At 68.9% G+C, this 17,269-nt stretch carries 13 protein-coding genes; 5 read left to right on the forward strand and 8 right to left on the reverse strand.

What is annotated here, in order from left to right; translation table 11 throughout:
- Positions 1–892: 892 nt before the first annotated feature.
- Positions 893–2,395: an MFS transporter gene (locus tag EBN03_RS17370; protein ID WP_122189111.1), complete on the reverse strand. Its 1,503-nt coding sequence runs from the start codon at positions 2,393–2,395 to the stop codon at positions 893–895.
- 90 nt (positions 2,396–2,485) lie between these two features.
- On the opposite strand from EBN03_RS17370, the gene EBN03_RS17375 reads away from it, so the two are divergent.
- From EBN03_RS17375 to EBN03_RS17390, 4 genes are all read left to right on the forward strand, one after another.
- Positions 2,486–3,136 (forward strand): TetR/AcrR family transcriptional regulator, encoded by a 651-nt coding sequence (locus EBN03_RS17375; RefSeq protein ID WP_122189112.1) that lies wholly within the window; start codon positions 2,486–2,488, stop codon positions 3,134–3,136.
- Between the two features lie 203 nt (positions 3,137–3,339).
- Positions 3,340–3,774, forward strand: coding sequence for a nuclear transport factor 2 family protein (locus tag EBN03_RS17380; RefSeq protein WP_122189113.1), 435 nt, complete (start codon positions 3,340–3,342; stop codon positions 3,772–3,774).
- A gap of 122 nt (positions 3,775–3,896) precedes the next feature.
- Positions 3,897–4,262, forward strand: a complete 366-nt coding sequence (locus tag EBN03_RS17385) for a hypothetical protein (RefSeq protein WP_122189114.1) — start codon at positions 3,897–3,899, stop codon at positions 4,260–4,262.
- Positions 4,259–4,750, forward strand: a complete 492-nt coding sequence (locus EBN03_RS17390) for an SRPBCC family protein (RefSeq protein ID WP_122189115.1) — start codon at positions 4,259–4,261, stop codon at positions 4,748–4,750. The genes EBN03_RS17385 and EBN03_RS17390 overlap by 4 nt, the downstream gene beginning before the upstream one ends.
- A gap of 50 nt (positions 4,751–4,800) precedes the next feature.
- Here EBN03_RS17390 and EBN03_RS17395 read toward each other — a convergent pair whose 3' ends face one another.
- Positions 4,801–8,046 (reverse strand): BTAD domain-containing putative transcriptional regulator, encoded by a 3,246-nt coding sequence (locus EBN03_RS17395; RefSeq protein ID WP_122189116.1) that lies wholly within the window; start codon positions 8,044–8,046, stop codon positions 4,801–4,803.
- A 207-nt stretch (positions 8,047–8,253) separates the two neighbouring features.
- Positions 8,254–9,129, reverse strand: coding sequence for an NAD-dependent epimerase/dehydratase family protein (locus EBN03_RS17400; RefSeq protein ID WP_122189117.1), 876 nt, complete (start codon positions 9,127–9,129; stop codon positions 8,254–8,256).
- A gap of 528 nt (positions 9,130–9,657) precedes the next feature.
- Here EBN03_RS17400 and EBN03_RS17405 point away from each other — a divergent pair.
- Positions 9,658–10,890, forward strand: a complete 1,233-nt coding sequence (locus EBN03_RS17405; RefSeq protein WP_122189118.1) for a thiolase family protein — start codon at positions 9,658–9,660, stop codon at positions 10,888–10,890.
- Between the two features lie 110 nt (positions 10,891–11,000).
- Here EBN03_RS17405 and EBN03_RS17410 read toward each other — a convergent pair whose 3' ends face one another.
- The 5 genes from EBN03_RS17410 to EBN03_RS17430 form a co-directional block, all read right to left on the reverse strand.
- A complete protein-coding gene (locus EBN03_RS17410) occupies positions 11,001–11,729 on the reverse strand; it encodes a hypothetical protein (RefSeq protein WP_122189119.1) in 729 nt (242 codons plus the stop codon).
- 288 nt (positions 11,730–12,017) lie between these two features.
- Positions 12,018–13,763 (reverse strand): dipeptide ABC transporter ATP-binding protein, encoded by a 1,746-nt coding sequence (locus tag EBN03_RS17415; RefSeq protein ID WP_122189120.1) that lies wholly within the window; start codon positions 13,761–13,763, stop codon positions 12,018–12,020.
- On the reverse strand, positions 13,760–14,566 hold the full coding sequence (locus EBN03_RS17420) for an ABC transporter permease (RefSeq protein WP_122189121.1): 807 nt from the start codon (positions 14,564–14,566) through the stop codon (positions 13,760–13,762). The genes EBN03_RS17415 and EBN03_RS17420 overlap by 4 nt, the downstream gene beginning before the upstream one ends.
- Positions 14,566–15,522 carry an ABC transporter permease gene (locus tag EBN03_RS17425; RefSeq protein WP_122189122.1) on the reverse strand — a complete coding sequence of 319 codons (957 nt, stop codon included), beginning with the start codon at positions 15,520–15,522 and terminating at the stop codon, positions 14,566–14,568. The genes EBN03_RS17420 and EBN03_RS17425 overlap by 1 nt, the downstream gene beginning before the upstream one ends.
- Positions 15,507–17,195 carry an ABC transporter substrate-binding protein gene (locus EBN03_RS17430; RefSeq protein ID WP_158675658.1) on the reverse strand — a complete coding sequence of 563 codons (1,689 nt, stop codon included), beginning with the start codon at positions 17,193–17,195 and terminating at the stop codon, positions 15,507–15,509. Before EBN03_RS17430 ends, EBN03_RS17425 begins: the two co-directional genes overlap by 16 nt.
- Positions 17,196–17,269: the final 74 nt, after the last annotated feature.

Below are 17,269 nucleotides of genomic sequence, written 5' to 3' on the forward strand. Positions count from 1 at the left end.
CAACTCCCACTGACTGTCGGTCAACACCTGATATCGATCACCCACAACGACCACGGCGACCACCATGACCCAGTCAGACAGTCGCCGCAGCGAGATCACCAACAGCTATTGGGAGACATGACCTAGGCCCGTTCCGTGAAAATACCTGCACACGTGAGGATTCCGCCATGCTCCACATCGCTTCCTGACACATTCTCTACGGCGGAGGTACCGCGTAATTCATCGATATCGGTTGCTGCGCAATACCTTCCATCTACTTTCGTATCACGCAGGAGTGTCGTTCCGTCGTCTGCGCGGATCGGCTCGGTTCCGGCGCCGGAGTTCCCCCGGTCGGGCAAGACGCCGGAGCCGTATCGACGAGAACTTTTCAGACGGCCCGTGGCCGGCGTAGTCGCGGTCCTGTCCGCGAATCGGTCCATCAAGGAAATGGAGAACGTCGCCGCACGACAGTATAGGAACCGTAATGGCGGGCATTCGGCGTGAACTTCGATGCATGATCGACGGCGTGGATATGGATCAGCAGAAAAGGCAATGATCAGTGACGAGTGGTCATCCCTCGCAGCGATGGACCAGCTGCTCGACCTGATCGAACAGTGCGAGCCGCAGGAGCGTCCAGCGGATCGGCCGGCAGCCTGAGGTACGGCAGCGAGCTGGGACATTCGGGCCTGGACGCCTCTCCGCGAAGGGATTTCGTCTACGTCGCGAAGTTGACCCGTCGGCGTAGACGGGGGACCACAGCTGGTCGGCGCAACAAAAACAGGTCAGGCCCGGTACCAAACCGGGCCTGACCTGCATCATTGGGTGACCAGATGCGGTTGGAAGCCGAAATTCCCGGCTACCTGATGTCCGCACCGAAGCAGGCGCCGCAGTTCGCCCGCTCATCCAGGGCCTGTCAGAGACCGGTGGACGCGGTTGCGAATTCGCCGGCGCTCGCCAAGACGATGTCCTCCTCGACCTCGTGCTGGGTCAGGCGACGGCCGGTGCGGCCCAGGCCGAAGGCGGCCAGCAGAGCCGCGACCGCGAAGAAGGCAGCGCCCGTCAGGAAGGCGATCTCGTAGGCGCCCTCAGCGGGCAGGGCCGCGACCGCACCGTTGCGGAGCTTGTGCTCCACGGTGTCACTGGTGAGGATCGTGACCACCAGCGCACTGCCGATCGCGCCGCCGACGGTACGCATGATCGAGTTGATCGAATTGGCGATGCCGGTCTCGTGCGGAGCCACGTTGGCGACGAGAAGCGCAGGCATGGCGGCGTAGGCGATGGCGATCGCGGCATTCGCGACGACCAGCGCGACAACGACTTCCGTGCTGGTCGAGTGCAGCAGTGCCAGCGCGGTCAGCGCGCACAGGCCGATCACACTGGCGATCAGCAGCACGAAGCGGGCGCCGATCCGGCCGACCAGGCGACCGGCGATCGGGCCCATCAGCACCGAGACCACGGCACCCGGCAGCATGAAGGCCACGCTGGTGCGCAGCACCGAAGCGCCGAACCCGAAGCCCGCCAGCGCCGGCGGCGTCGCCACGAAGTAGGTCGCGCCCAGGAACACGCTGAACATAGCGAAACCGACGCAGAAGCTGGCCAGGTTGGTCACCGCGACCGGACGATGTGCCAGCAACGAGGTCGCCACCAGCGGCGAACGCAGCTTCGACTGCAGTACCAGGAATCCGGCCGACACCACGGCCGCGGCGATGAACAGACCGATCACTTTCGCACTGCCCCAACCCCATTCGTGGCCCTGCGAGATCGGCAGCAGCAGGCAGACCAAACCGGTACCGAGCACCGCGGCACCCACGTAATCGACGCGCCCGCCCTGACCTTCGCGGCGCGGCAGGACGAAGAACGCCAGCGCCAGTACCACTACGGTCAGCGCGACACACAGCCAGAAGATGCGACGGTAGTCCGCACCCCCCTGGGTCAGTAGCCCCGTAGCGACCAGCGCCACCCCGCTGCCCACGCCCAGCGTCGACGCGGTGACGGCCAGCGCCCCGGTCAGTCGCTCGGTCGGCAGTTCATGGCGCAGCACGCTGATCGCCAGCGGGAACAAACCGAAACTGGCGCCTTGCAAGGCCCTTCCGAGGATGAGCAGGTCGATGCTGTGCGCCGAGGCCGCGATCAGGCTGCCCACCAGCGTCACCGCCAGCGTCGCCAGGATGACGGGCTTGTGCCCGTAGACGTCGCCGAGGCGGCCGAGCAGCGGCGTGAACGCCGAGGCCGCCAGCATGGTCGCGGTCGTCACCCAGCCGACGGTGGTCGCCGAGACGCCGAGTTGCAGGCCGATCTGGGGAAGCGCGGGCACGGGCAGCGTCTGCGCCATGGCCAGGAGAAACACGGTGCCGGCCATGGTCAGCACGATCGCGGTCGACGACGCGGTACGCCGACGCTCGAACGAAGAGGTCATGGCAGGCACGCTACGCTGGAATCGACACAGTGTCGATTATGATAGACGACACGTCGATAGCAGAATCGAGAATCACTCTAGGGTGAGGTCATGGCGCAGAAGGTCGGACGCGAAGTGAACCGAGACATCACCGAAGATGTCCGCCGGCGCGGCGCGATGTCCAAAGGCGACCAGCGCGAGGCGCAGATCCTCGACGCCACTCGCCGCCTGCTCACCGAGAAGCCGATGGCGAAGCTGACCGTCGACGACATCACCAACGCGACCGGCATCTCGCGCACGAGCTTCTACTTCTACTTCCCTTCCAAACAAGCGGTCCTCGCCCGCCTGATGGAGGACGTCAGCGACCGCTACGCACAAACCCACGTCTGGCTCCCGTCGACCGGCCCGCAGCGTGAACTCCTGCACGCCCAGCTCTCCGGTGCGGCCGAGGTCTGGCATGACAACAGCGCGATCCTGATCTGCTCCCTCGAGGGCTACGACAACAGCTACCCACCCCTGGCGGAATTCATCACCGCTGTCCGAACCCGCTTCGCCAGCGGCCTGGCGGCCAAGATCGACCGCGACCGCGCGGCGGGCCTGGCTCCCGAAGGCATCGACTCCGCCACCCTCGCCACCCTGGTAGCCCTGATGCGCGACGGCCGCCTCTCTCAACTGTCGGCCGCACCCGGGTCGGACGTGGCGCACGGCATCGACGACCTCACCGAGGCGATCCTGCGCCTCATCTACGGCCGCCTGGACTGATCAGGCCGCATCAGACCGCTGCCGAACCGGAGCATCGACACGTCCGAGGCCCGCTCGCGGCGCTGCACCACAGCTGATTCCGGACGACAGGCCCGGATCACCGAGGGTCACTTCAGCGTGTCCGGTGCTGGCAATCGCTGACAGAGTTCTGCCAGCGACCGGTCGCAGGCTGCTGACTGTCCCTCTCCGAAAGGAATCACGTGATGACACAGCAGGACCCGAAGATCGAGGCGATCAGCGACTTCTTCGAGGCGTATGGCCGCTACGACTTGGACGGCATGCGGGCGGTACTGGCAGACGACATCGCATGGACCATTCCCGGGCACCATGCGCTCTCGGGAACCAAACACGGACTCGACGAGGTCCTGGCCTTCTTCGCCCAGCTGGCCAAGGCGGGCATGAAGGCCGAAACGTTCTTCCTCGAAGCCAACGAGGAATACGTCGTCGATATCCACCGCGGCTACTCGACCGCAGGCGAAGGCCAGGTCGACACCCTATGGGCGCTGGTGTGGCACTTCAACTCCGACGGCAAAGTGGACCGCGTCGACAACCTGACCCTGGACCAGCACCAGATGGACACCTACATCTGGAAGAACTTCTCCCTCGCTCCCCTGCCCACCCGCCTCGCCACCGCCTGAGACGCGGTGGAGGCCACGACCGCCGCTGCCCTCGACGCGTACGACCGCTTCACCGAATGGACGCGTGGTCGCGCTGTCACCGCACAGTCGGAGTTATGAAAACGATGTGAGACGAGAAGCAAATGTCGATCGTGATTGCCGTCCTCAACGCACTGGTGGTTGTGGTGTCGGGGGTTTCCTGCCTGGTCGGGCTGCTCCGACCGCATCTGGCCCTGCCCGCGGGCGAGTCCGTCACCCCCGGTGTCACTCTCTTCCTCGGTGGGTATGCCGCCCGTGCCATCCCCCTGAGTGTGGTTGCCCTCGCCGTCCTGGCGACCGGGAACCGCGCCGCCATCATCCCGATCCTCGTGGTCGCAGGGCTGGCCCAGATCGGCGATGCCGCGCTGGGTGCCCGTCTGCACAACTACCCGATGGCCGCTACCTGCGTGGGACTCGGTGCAGTTCACCTGGGTACAGCCATCTGGCTGACGAACGGAGCAAGAATATGACGACATTCGACAAGGCCCAGCAGTATCTGCGGGGCGGCGGGGTGGATCCGAACGCTGCGGTGCACGCCATCGCGCACCGCACCGTGCACGCGACGGCGGATACCCTGTACGACGTGCTGTCCGACCTGGCGAGCTGGCCCGCGCAGGTGCGACCCACCATCAGCGCCATGGCGGTGTCCGGGCCGATCGCCGCCGGGACCCGGTTCGACTGGACCCAGCCGGGCGGGACCGCCCACTCCACCCTCGCGGTGGTCGATCCCGGCCGGGAGGTGTCCTGGCACGGACGGGCTATGTGGTTCACCGTGGTGCACCGCAATGTGATCACGCCCGGACCGGACAGCACCTGCACCATGACCAGCGAGGAGTCCATGGACGGCGTCGGTATCCGGTTGCTCTACCCGCCGGCCAAGCTGGAACGCGAATTACAGGCCTGGCTGGCCGATTTCGCGACCGCCGCCGAGCGTCGCTCCGGTCGCCGCGCCGACTGACCCGGCCGCCGGGATCGGCCGCCGTGCCGGCTGATCCCGGCGGTCCGCGGTCAATCGACCGTGGCCGGCTGCAACAGCCGATCCGGCCGGGCGGTGCCGACTCCGGCGACGTCGATACCGCGCAGCAGATTGGCCACCTGCTCTGCCGTCAGCTGTTCGCCGGCACGGTATGCCCGGTCGAAACGCTTCTGTCCCAACACTTCCCGCGCTCGCCTCGCGGCACGAGGCCGGTCGGGGCAACCGTGAGCCAGACCGGCTCGCAGGCGCAGCGCATCCGCCCCGCCGAGTAGCCGGGCCGCGTGCTCGGCCGCACCGGATGCCAGCGCGATCAGCGCCCCGGCGACGGCCACCTCCGCCACCAGCAGCCCAGAGGTCGCAATCGCGATATCCCGTGCGGTCGCCAGCTCCCGGGCGGCTTGCTCCGGAAACCCCGCACGCAGCAGGGCGACCGCATATCGGCTGCGTTGCTGCACGTCCTGGGCGAACCGGACGAAATCGAATCGCCCGGCCTCCGGGGCGGGGTAGTCGGTCGGCTCCGAGAACACGCGGGCGTACAACTGCACCGCGCGATCGAACCGCTCCTGCCGGAAGGCGAGGTGCCCGCGGACCGAGATCAGGAAACGCCGCAGCCGGTCCGGCAGTTCCGTGGTGCCCGCCAGCTCGCGCGCCCGGTCGAGGAGTGCCTCGGCACCCTCCGCATCCCCACCCAGCGCCAGCTGGTCAGCGGCGATACCCAGCACACCGAGCTGCTCGGTGGGTCCCAGATCCGTCCCGAGCAGGTCCAGGGCCCGGGTGATGACCGGCCGGGCCGCGGCGAGACCGGCACTGTAGATACGTACCTGCGAGAGCATGAACAGCGCCTGCATCAGCGCGCACGGCTCTCCGGAGGTGCTCAGGCACACCACCGCGGCCTCGAGATCCGCGACGGCCCGCGCGGGAGTATCCCCGCCGAGCTCGAACAGGCCGCGGCACATCAGCGCGACGCCACGAATTCCGTCCTCCGCGACGGCGGCACAGTGATCGAGCAACCGGTCGTCACCGTACCGGTGGTCCCGCAGTGCCAGAATGACCACGAATTTCGGATGCGGCGGCTCGGGCTCGGCCATCGCGGCCCGCACCAGCGCATCGAATTCGGCCACATCGCGCTGAATCGAGCCCCACCAGATGGTGGTCTGGTTGGACGGAACCTGTTCGGCGTACCGACACGCGAGGTAGGCGGCAGTACAGCCCTCGGGCGGCCGGTCACCGACCAGGTCCAGCACCCGCCGGCGCCAGTCCGATATGGCCTCGAACCGGCCACACAGCCGCCAGTACCACACGAGCCCGCCGTAGAGCCGCAGCGCGCGCGGCCCGTCCGCGACCCGCACCGCCCAGGCCAGCGCGGATTCGCAGTTGCCGTATTCGGCCGCCAGCCGGCGCAACCACTCGTGCTGGGCCGGTCCGAGCAATCCGGTGGCGGCGGTGGTGACGAACTCGGCACACCAGTCCGCGTGAGCCCGCGACACATGCTCGGTCTCGTCGGCCCGCGCCGATTCCGCTGCGGCATAGGCGCGAATGGTCTCCACCATGCGGTAGCGCTCGCCGTCGAATTCCACCAGTGACTTCGCCACCAGCGCGGTGAGGGTGTCGACCTCGGCGTCGGCGACCGTCTGCAGGACCGCCGAAATCGTCGCACCGCCCGCGAACACCGCGAACCGGCGGGCCAGCCGGACCTCGGCCGGGCTCAACAGTTCCCAGCTCCAGGACACCGCGGCGTGCAGCGTGCGATGCCGGGGAACCGCGTGCCGGGAGCCGTTGGTCAGCAACCGGAACCGATCGGTCAGCCGATCGGCCACCTCGCGAACCGGGAGCACCGCGAGCCGAGCCGCCGCCAGTTCGATGGCCAGCGGATTGCCGTCCAGACCGCGCACGATCGTGCATACGTCCGCGCAATTGTCTTCCGTGAGTGTGAAATCGGGCCGCACCGCGGTAGCCCGGTCCAGGAACAGCTGCACCGCCGGGAATTCGGCGGCCCGGGCGACATCGAGACCGACCGCCGGGGTGACGAGCGCGCCCACCGGGTACAGCCGTTCCCCGTCCAACCCCAGCGGCTCCCGGCTGGTTGCCAGCACGGTCACCGTCGGCAGCCTGCGCAGTAGTGCGTCGACCATCCAGGCGGCCGCCTCGACGATATGTTCGCAATTGTCCAGGATCAGCAGTACCCGCCGCCCGGCCAGCGCGTGGCACGCCACCTCGACCGAGTCGCTGCCCGAACCCTCGCCCAGCCCCAGTGCCGCCAGCAGCGCGCCCCCGAGCGCCGACCAGCCGTCCTGCCCGGCCGCCGGACGCTCCACCGCCGCCAGTTCGATGAACAAGCACCCGTCCGGCCAGGAATCGGCGAACCCGCACGCCGATTCCGTGGCCAGCCGGGTCTTTCCGACCCCGCCCATGCCGATCAAAGTGACCAGCCGGGATTGCCGCAGATTCCGGGCGATCGCGGCGGCGGAGTCGGCCCGGCCCACGAAACTCGTGAAACGCCGGGGCAGCACCGAAGCCGGCAGTGCGGCGGGCCGGGCCGGCTCGGCTGCCGCGATCTCCCTGATCTGCGCGAAGGCCGACTGCAATTCGGCCGACGGGGTCGTGCCCAGCTCGGCGTCCAGCACCATCGCGGCCCGCCGATATACCTCGACCGCCTCGGCCGCGCGACCGGCCGCCGCCAAAGCGATCACCACCCGGGCGATCAGCGATTCGCGCAGCGGCTGCGCGGCCGCCTCGGCGCGCAACTCACGCAGGAGCTCACCGCCGCGCCCGAGCTCGCGGTAGACGTCGGCGCGCAGTTCGATGGCCGCCAACCGCTGCTCACTCAGTCCCGTCGCGGCGGCAGCCAGCCCGGCCGACTCACAGGTGCCGCCCAGCGGTTCACCGGACCACTGGTCCAGCGCCTCGTCCAGGCTGGCCGCCGCCGCGGCCGGCTGCCCGGCCGTGGACTGGGCTCGTCCCCGGGCCAGCGCGTCGGTGAACCGGTGCAGGTCGACCGCCGCCGCATCCAGCGTCAGCCGGTAGCCCGCGCCCACGCGAATCACCGCCTGTGGCGGCAAGGCGGTACGCAGCCGCTTGACCAGAGTGTGCAGCGCATTGCCCGTTTCTACCGGTGGATCCTCGTCCCAGATACCGTCGATCAGCCGGGTGTCCGACACCACGCGACCGATGTCGAGCGCCAGCAAGGCCAGCAAGGTGCGTACCCGAGGTCCGCCGATCCGGACATCCGACCCGTCGGCCGACATCACGGCCACCGTCCCGAGTAGCACTACCCGCATGAATCGCCTGTCATCACAACCGATCTTGCGCCGGGACCTCGACAGCGGTCAAACCACACACCGGCATCCGGCCGAATCCGGCCCGGCGGGTTGCCATCTCAGGCGTTCTCGTGTCGCCGCCGCACCGGTGGGCCGGGCCGATGAGCAGAATTCGCATGGGGTTCTATACCCTTCGAGAAGACTCCGTGATCGCCGGGCCGGGACCCGCTAACGGTAGGAGCCGTCCAGCATTTCGACGACCGGGTTCGGGCCCTCGGGCCGCCAGCCCAATCGGTCCCGCGCCGCCGTACCGCTCACCGACTGGTCCAGCGCCAGCGCCTCGGCGAACGGCGTCCCCAGTTCGGCCGCCGCCTCGTCGACCGGCCACACCACGGGCTCGGTGGTGACACCGGCGACCGCGCCCGCGGCCGCGGCCAGATCCGAGACGGCGACGGCCGGATGCGCGACACCGTGCCAGAGGGTACCGGCCGGCGCCTCGGTGACTACCCGGACGAACAGGTCGGCCAGGTCCTCGATGTAGACCATCGGCCAGCGCACCCCACGGTCGCCGATGATCCGGGGCGCGCCGAATTTGCGGGCCAGATCGACCAGCAGCGCGGGAATGCCGCCACCGTGGCCGTAGATGAGACCCGGGCGAATCACGGTGGCCCGCACCGCCTCGTCGGCCAGAGCCAGCACCTGGCGCTCGATCTCCGGCCGGTAGCCGACGATCGGTATAGCGTTCACCGGCGACTGTTCGTCAGCGGTCCGGTCCGCGGTGGCGCCCAATACCCAGACGCCGCTGGTGTAGACGAATCCGCGACCGGTGTCGACCAGCGGCGCGGTCAACGCGGCGATGGCCGCCGCGTCGGCGGCCCGGTCACCCAGCGGCGTGGCCACATCGATGACCGCATCGATGTCGGGGGTCACGGCGGCGGTCAGCGTCGGCGGGTCGGCCAGATCACCGACGCGGCACTCGCACGCGCCGACCACCTCAGCCGCCTCGGGCCGGATCAAGGCGACCACCTCGTGGCCCAGGCGCAGCAGCCGCTCCGACACGGCCGTGCCCAGATAGCCGCCTGCGCCGATGAGCAGAATTCGCATTGTCGAATCACCTTTCGTCAGAGCCGAATCGATCGGCCGGAAGGACGCCACCGCGAGGTGACGCTCGGGCCGGGCAGGCCGAACAGGGTCACCGGCAGCGTTCGCGAGCACCCGGGTGCCCTGGAAGGCAGCCGTGCGGACAGCGCGGTCCACGACCACGTCCGCACCCCCACCGCTGCGATTTCGCTGTCGATGCTCATGCCCTGAAGCTTCGCGGTCGCCCATGGCAGAACGCTGGCACCGGCTACCAGCGGCCATCACGCCGTAAGGCGCCCGTCTTTCTCTCCGCGCATCGTCGCTGCCACGTCCGTCGAGGTCGTGACTGCCGTCCGACGACACCGGCGCCGCACCGGCAGCCAATGCCAGCCAAGTGCCAGAGCGTCCTTGCAGGATGTAGCACCGTCGGAACTGCAGCGTCGCATTCGGCCGGACGAGCGGCAGCGGTTTTCGGCGCCGGGTCACCGGCTACCGGCCGGTGCGCCTCCGGCCTGCAGCGACTCATCCACAGACAGCACCAGGAGGAAGACGATGTCGGACGCACTGATCATCGGCGGCTGCCGAACTCCCGTCGGCCGTTACGCGGGCGCGCTCTCGGGTATTCGGCCGGACGACCTGCTCGGCAATACAATGAAGGCAGCCTGCGCAAAGGTCGGAGTTCCACTCGAGGCGATCGAGGACATCCACGCGGGTTGTGTGAACGTGGCCCATGAGGGTATGGGCGATATCGCCCGATGGGGAGCGCTGGCCGCCGGTTTCCCCGACTCCGTTCCCGCGATCACGGTCAATCGGTACTGCGCCTCTTCCCTGTCCGCCACGATCTCGATCTCGCACGCGATCCGCAGTGGCGAGCTGTCTGTGGGTATCGCCGCAGGTGTCGAGTCGATGTCCCGATCGGGTTGGGCGTTGATGAAGGGCGACGCTCCGTTCATGCCTCGCGGCCCGCAGTTCATTCTCGACACCATGTGGTCCGGTGCCGGCGGCCCTCCCAACCCGAACCTGCTCGCGCGCAACGCCTACATCGACATGATGATGACGGCGCAGAACGTGGCAGATCTGTACGGACTCACGCGCGCGGACGTCGACGCGTTCGCCTTGCGGTCGCACACCAGGGCCCTGGCTTCCCGCGACTCCGGCCGGTTCGCTCTGGAGATCCATCCCGTCGAGATTCCTGGGACTCGCAAGTCCCCAGCGGTTCTCGTCGAACACGACGAGAGCATCCGCGAGACCTCGGCGGAGAAGCTCGCGGCACTGCCGACCCTTCCCGACACCACGGTGATGACCGCCGGGAACTCCTCGCCGTTGAACGACGGTGCGAGCGCACTCGTTCTCGCGAGCGAGAAGGGCGCCGAGGAACTCGGCGTACAGCCCATGGCGCGCGTTGTCGCGTCCGCGGTGTACGCGCTCGACCCCAAGGTGATGGGAATCGCGCCGGCGTGGGCGATTCCGAAGGCACTGCACCGCGCGGGCCTGCGGCCTGCGGACATCGATATCTGGGAAATCCACGAGGCCTTCTCGGCGCAGGCCCTCGGCGTGTTGCGCGAGCTCCCGAGGCAGCTGGACGGATTCGAAGTGCCGGACGAGAAGCTCAACCTCAACGGTGGCGCCGTGGCGATCGGCCACCCGTTCGGTTCCTCGGGCGGCCGCTACGTACTCACCCTGGCCACCGAACTCCAGCAGCGCGGTGCGCGATATGGAGTAGCTGGAGTATGCGTGGGATCCGGTCAAGGTGTCGCCATCGTGATCGAGAACTTGATGCGCTGACCGGCTGCCCCGATCAGGCTGAGCGGAAGGAATATTCGCGTCGAGCGCACGATCTCCGCACCGCCTCGTGCGGTGGATCCGACGGTCCACCGCACGAGGCGGCGACACGATCACGGCTTGGGGGCCGGGGTGAACGGTGCGTCGATGGTGGTGAAGTACTGGATCGCGGCGGCGACCAGGATCGGTGCGGTGACCAGGACCGCGCCGACCAGGGCACCGAGTGCCCCGGTGGTGGTGGCGCCGACGATGCACGCGGGCAGACCGGTGACGAGGCTCGCGGCGGTGGTGCCGACCGGGCCGACCAGGGTGCCGATGGCGCCGGCCGGGATCCCGGCCACGCCGGCGGCCGCGACGCAGCCGAACAGCGCGCCCACGATGGTCCCGAAGGTGCCGCCGGCCACGGCCGCGACGCCGACGGTGGACGCCAGCCGGTTCCAGGCCGAGACCTCGCGGTCGTAGGGTGTCTGCCACGGCGCCTGCTGCTGGAACGGCAGGTCGATGTCGTGCAGGGTCGCGTGGTCCTGGTCGATCTCCGGGGTCAGGGTGGCGGTGTCGCCGTCGATGGCGACGGCGATCGGGAACGAGAGCTGGTCGACGGCGACGGTCAGCGGTGTACCGGAGACGACGACGCCGTCCGCGTTCTCGATCTCGAGTTTGTTGTCGTCCGCGAGGAAGCTGCCGTTGTGGATCCGGACGGTCAGCGTGCCGTCGGCCACGCCGGCCTGGTACGTGACCGCATCCGGTGCCGCGGCGACCGGATCGGCGTGGACGGTGCCGGCCGCGATTCCTACCGCGACAACGGCGAGTGCCGCAGACACGGCGAGTTTGTTCTTACGCATTACGCTATTCCTTGCTCGATTCGAACGGACCGATAGCGCGGTCGATTCCGCGCTCATCCGGATCGGTTGACGACCGGCGGTTCCGATAATGAGAATCGTTGAATACAGAAATTGCGGTAATGGTTGAAATCAGCTTGCGCCGATCTCCATAGAAGTGAAGTCGTAAATTCATATCGACACCACGAATCATCATGTGTGGCAGTGGTATCCACGAACAAATGGCGCACGTCATCGCGAACAGTGGGGTGAATGAATGCGCATTTCCGGGAAGCGAATTCCCGAGCGGGATCACAGGCGGTGTGATGCGGCGAGCAGAGCTCGCGTGTAATCGTTTCGCGGTTCGTCGAATATTTCGGCCGCCGGCCCGTATTCCACGACCCGCCCCTCGTGCAGGACCGCGAGATGCGTGCACAGTCGGCGCGCCACGGCCAGATCGTGGGTGATGAAGATCAGGGCGGTGCCGGTCTCGATCCGGATCTGTTCGAACAGATCCAGGATCTGCGCTCCGATGGTGACATCGAGCGCCGACACCGGCTCGTCGGCGACGATCAGTTCGGGTTCGACGGCCAGCGCGCGGGCGATCGCGACCCGCTGCCGCTGTCCCCCGGACAGTTCCGCCGGGCGGCGGCTCCGAACCGCCGGTTCGAGCCCTACGGCGGTGAGCAGACCGTCGATCCGGCCCGCGCGCGTCCGCCGCACGGGCAGGGCCTCACCGATGATGTCGGCGACGGCCCAGCGAGGATCGAAGGCGCTGAGCGGGTCCTGATCGATGAGCTGGATCCGGCGCCGTAACGGCCGGCGTTGCCGCTCCCGCAGCGCGCTCCACGGGCCGCCCGCGTAGCCGACGGTCCCGGCATCCGGGATGAGATGGGCGAGTGCGAGGGCCGCGAGTGTGCTCTTCCCGGAACCGGATTCGCCGATGATGCCCAGCGCCTCACCCGGATACACCTGTAGCGAGACCTCGTCGACGGCGGTGCGCGACCGTCCGTTCGGCGCGCGGTATCGGTATGTCACCGAACTGAATTCCAGCAGCGGAGTCTCGCCGTGGGCCGGGGCGAGCGGCACCGGGACCGCGGCCGTGACCGGCTCTCGATGCTCCGCGGGGTGCAGGCAGCGCACGGTTCGCCCGTCCTCGAGTTCGATCGGTGCCGGAAGCGCTTCCCGGCACCGATCCTCGGTGAGCGGGCAGCGGCCGGCGAACGGGCAACCGGTGCTCGCCGGCGCGGACCACGGCCGGGTCCCGGCCCGATGGCGCAGGCCGTCGACCCGGGGCGCGGCGGACAGCAGCTCCGCCGTGTACGGGTGCGCTGGGGCGGCGAGAACCGCTGCCGCGGAACCGTGTTCGACCACCACGCCGGCGTACATGACCGCGACCGTGTCCGCCAGCGTCGCCACCACGGCCAGGTCGTGGCTGATCAGCAGAATCGCGGTGCCCGCGTCCCGGTGGTCGCGCAGCAGATCGAGGATCTGCGCCTGCACGCCGACATCCAACGCGGTGGTCGGTTCATCTGCGATCAGCAGGTCGGGCCGCCCCGCGATGGCCGAGGCGATCAGGGCGCGCTGCCGCAGCCCACCCGACAGCTCGTGCGGGAACTGCAACAGTCGCTCCTCCGGATCCGGAATGCCGACGCGGTCGAGCAGATCCAGCACCGCGTCGTCGAGTTCCTCGGGCCGGACCAGGCGGTGCACCTCCAGCGGCTCGGCGACCTCGTGTCCCACCCGCCGCAGCGGGTCCAGCGACGTCAGCGCGTCCTGGAGTACCAGTGCGATCCGCCGTCCGCGCAGGGCACGCCACTGCCGCCGGGACAGGGTGAGCAGCGCGGTGCCGTCGAGCTCGAGCCGTTGCGCACGCACGGTCGCGCGCGGACCGGCGAGTCCGAGCAGGGCCCGTGCGGTGACGCTCTTGCCGGACCCGGACTCGCCGACCAGGGCCAGGCAGTGGCCGCGGTCGAGCTCGAGGTGCAGGTCCCGGACCGCCGGCGTTCCGGCGAAGTCAACGGCGAGTCCACGGACCCGCAGTAGTGGTTCGGTCATCGAGATCTCCCATCGTCCACGCGGGTGCCCAGCGCCCGCCCGGCCACGCTGATCGATAGCACCGTCGCGGTCACGGCGAGCGCCGGGAACACGGCCGGCGCCCAAGCCACCGACAGGTAGTCGCGCGACTGCGCCAGCATCGAACCCCATTCGGGGGTAGCGGAATCAGGTCCCAGGCCCAGGAAGCTCAGCGAGGCGCCGACGATAATCGCGACGCCGATGTTGGGCACCACGACCCCCATCAGCGGCAGCAGCACGTTCGGCACGATATGCACGAGCGCGACCTGCCAGGTCGGGCGGCCCAGATCGGTGGCCGCCCGCACGTAGGCGAACCGCCGGACCAGGTGCGCGCGGATGCGCACCAGCCGGGCGAAACCCGGCGCGAGGGCGACCGTGACCGCGATCGTCATGTTCCAGCGGCCCGGCCCCAGCGCGGCCACCATCAGCAGCGCCAGCAGCAATGTCGGGAACGACAACAGCACATCGGCTGTCCGCATGGCGAGCTGGTCGGTCACCCGCCCGCCCAGCGCCGCCACCAGCCCCCAGCCCGTCCCCACCAGGGTCGCCAGCACGGTTCCCCCGACGCCCACCAGCAGCGACGCCCGCGTGCCGTACACCACCCGGGCGTAGACGTCGCGCCCGAGCCAGTCGGTGCCGAAAACGTGTACGGCACTGGGACCGTGCAAGGCGGCACCGGGATCGATGCGGTCCGGGGAACCCGCCAGCACACTGGGCGCTACCGCCGCCAGCACCGCGACCACCAGCACCGCGAGCGCCACCGCGGCCGCGGCCCGCGCGGTCATCAGGCCACCTCCCGGATCCGCGGGTCGATGACCCGGTACGTGACGTCGAGCGCGATGCCGATCAGAGAGAACACGGCCGCGGTGAGGACGACGACCCCGGTCACGACCGGATAGTCCCGGGCGCGGACCGCATCGACGAGCAGCTGCCCGAGGCCGGGGCGCGCGAACACGTTCTCCACCACCACGACTCCGCCGAGCAGATTGCCGAGCATCCAGCCGGACAGCGTGAGCACCGGAGCGGCGGTGTGCCGCAACGCGTGCCGGATCCGGACCCGGAGCTCACCGGCGCCGCGGGCGCGGGCGGTGAGGGTGAACGGCTGCGCCAGCGCCTGTTCGATCCCGTCGCGGGCGACCTGCGAGAGCATGGCCGCCGTGGCGAGCGCCAGCGTCACCCACGGCAGGACGAGACCGCGAATTCCGTTGTCCCCGATCACCGGGAACAGGTGCCAGTGGAACGAGAAGAGCGCGAGCAACCCGATCCCGAGCGCGAAGGTCGGGACGGACATCAGCAGGAACTCGGTGGTGCGGGCGACCGCCCGCGGTCGCCGTCGGCCCGAGGTGAGCAAGGCGGTCGTGAGGGCCAGCGCCAGACCGGACGCCAGCCCGCCGATCGCGACTTCCACAGTCGGCCAGAGCCGCTCGGCCACGGCGCTCAGGACGGGCCGGTGCTGCTGGTAGGAGGTGCCGAGGTCGCCGCCGGCCAGTCGCTTCAGGAACCCGGTGTACTGCACCAGGATCGGTCGGTCGAAACCGTACTCGGCGCGGATCTCGGCCAGCACCTGCGGTGAGGTCCGCGCGGCCACCCCGCCCGCGATGGCGCGTGCGGGATCGCCCGGTATCAGATGTAATCCGATGAAGGCCGCCGTGGCGACGCCCCATACGACGACGACGGCTTGCAGGATCCGGCCGGCCAGCCAGCGGAGGCTGCCCGGTCCCTGGGTCAGTTCGCGAGCCATGTGTCGTAGAACCTCGGATAGGTCTGCGCGTCCCAGGTCACACCGCGGATCGAGGTCGAGACACCGTAGGACGCCACCGCGCTGTAGATCGGGACGACGAACGTCTGCTTCAGCACCTCGTGCTGGACGGAGGCGTAGTCCGCGGCGGCCCGGCCGGCGTCGGTGGTCACGTCCGCGTCCGTCAGCCAGCCGTCGATCTGCGGTGAATTCACCAGGGCCATATTCGATCCCGAATGGGCGAAGGTATTCGTCGAGAAGAACGCGAACCGCAGGACGTCCGGGGTGGGGCTGACGGAATTACCGTCGACGATGTCGTAGTCGCCACCGGACAGATAGCGTTCGATATAGGTGCCGGTCTCGGCATCCGGCCGCTGGATCTCGATGCCGACGTCCTTGGCCTGGGCGCGGATACCGTCGGCGACGACCGTGCGCTGGTCGCGTTGACCGTCGATCCAGTTCGGCCACACCAGCGACAGCCGGGCGCCGTTCTTCACCCGGTAGCCGTCGGAGTCCACCTGGTTCCAGCCCGCTTGATCGAGTAGGTGTTTCGCCGCGGCGGGATCGTAGGTGGGCAGTTCGCTGCCGGCGGTCGGGTCGTAGTCGGCGGTGGCACGGCTGATCGGGCTGTCGGCCACCGGGTAGCGGCCGAAATAGATGCTGCCCACCAGTTTCCGGACGTCGATGGCCGCGGCGAGCGCGCGCCGGACGGCGGGATCGCGTAATGGTCCGTGGGTCTGGTTGAGGTAGAGGCTGTAGGTCAGCCCGGGCGACTCGACGTCGTGCAGGGCCAGGCCGGACCGGCCCTGCAGCGAGTTCGCGGAGACGGGCGGCACGCCGTTGATCCCGTGCAGCTCACCGCTGGTGAGCGCGCCGACGCGGGTCGAGTCCTCCCCGATGAAGTCGAATTGGAGTCGGTCGAGGTAGGCCGGGCCGGTGTGCGCGGCGCCGGTGGGTGGCGAGTCGTAGCCGTCGTACCGAACCAGGATCTCGCTGTGCCCCGGATCGTTTCGGTCGAACCGGAACGGACCGGTGCCGACCGGCCGGTAGTCGGCCTCGCCGGCGGCCAGGGCCTTCGGGCTCTGGATGCCCAGGCCGGTGGTGGACAGCGCCGAGAGGAACGGGCGGAACGGCTGTTTCAGCACGACGTCGACGGTGTGGGTGTCCACGATCCGGGTCTCCTGGTAGGCGGCGAGCAGGGACGACGACGAGGTGGACTTCGTCTTGGGGTCGAGGATGTGGTCGAAGGTGGCGACGACGGCGGTGGCGTCGAAGGGGGTGCCGTCGTGGAAGGTGACTCCCTCGCGCAGGGTGAACCGGTAGGTGCGGCCGTCCGGGGACACCGTCCAGCCGGTGGCCAGCCAGGGGCTGAAGGTATCGGGACCGGTCTGCGCGACCAGCGAGTCGAAGATGTTGCGGTCGATGAGATGGGTGACATCGGTGGACGAGCCGGCCGGGTCCAGCGATACCTGGGTGCCGGCGACACCGAAATGGAGGGTGCCGTGGTGGACCGGCGTGGCGGCGGTTCCGCCGGACCGGCCGGTCGATATCGCGGCGTATACCCCGGCCGCCACCGCGATTACGACCACTGCGATGGCGATCCAGCGGCGGCGGGGGCCACGCAACCGGCTTTTCCGGCGACGAGGTTCGGGACCGTTCTCTTGTACATCCGTCATGTTCCAATTCCAGTGCAGCCGAGCTCGTAAATCACCAATTGCGTTCTGCCCGAACATATTTCGTCAATCGAGCG

This window comes from Nocardia stercoris (assembly GCF_003696265.1).
Lineage (GTDB): Bacteria > Actinomycetota > Actinomycetes > Mycobacteriales > Mycobacteriaceae > Nocardia > Nocardia stercoris.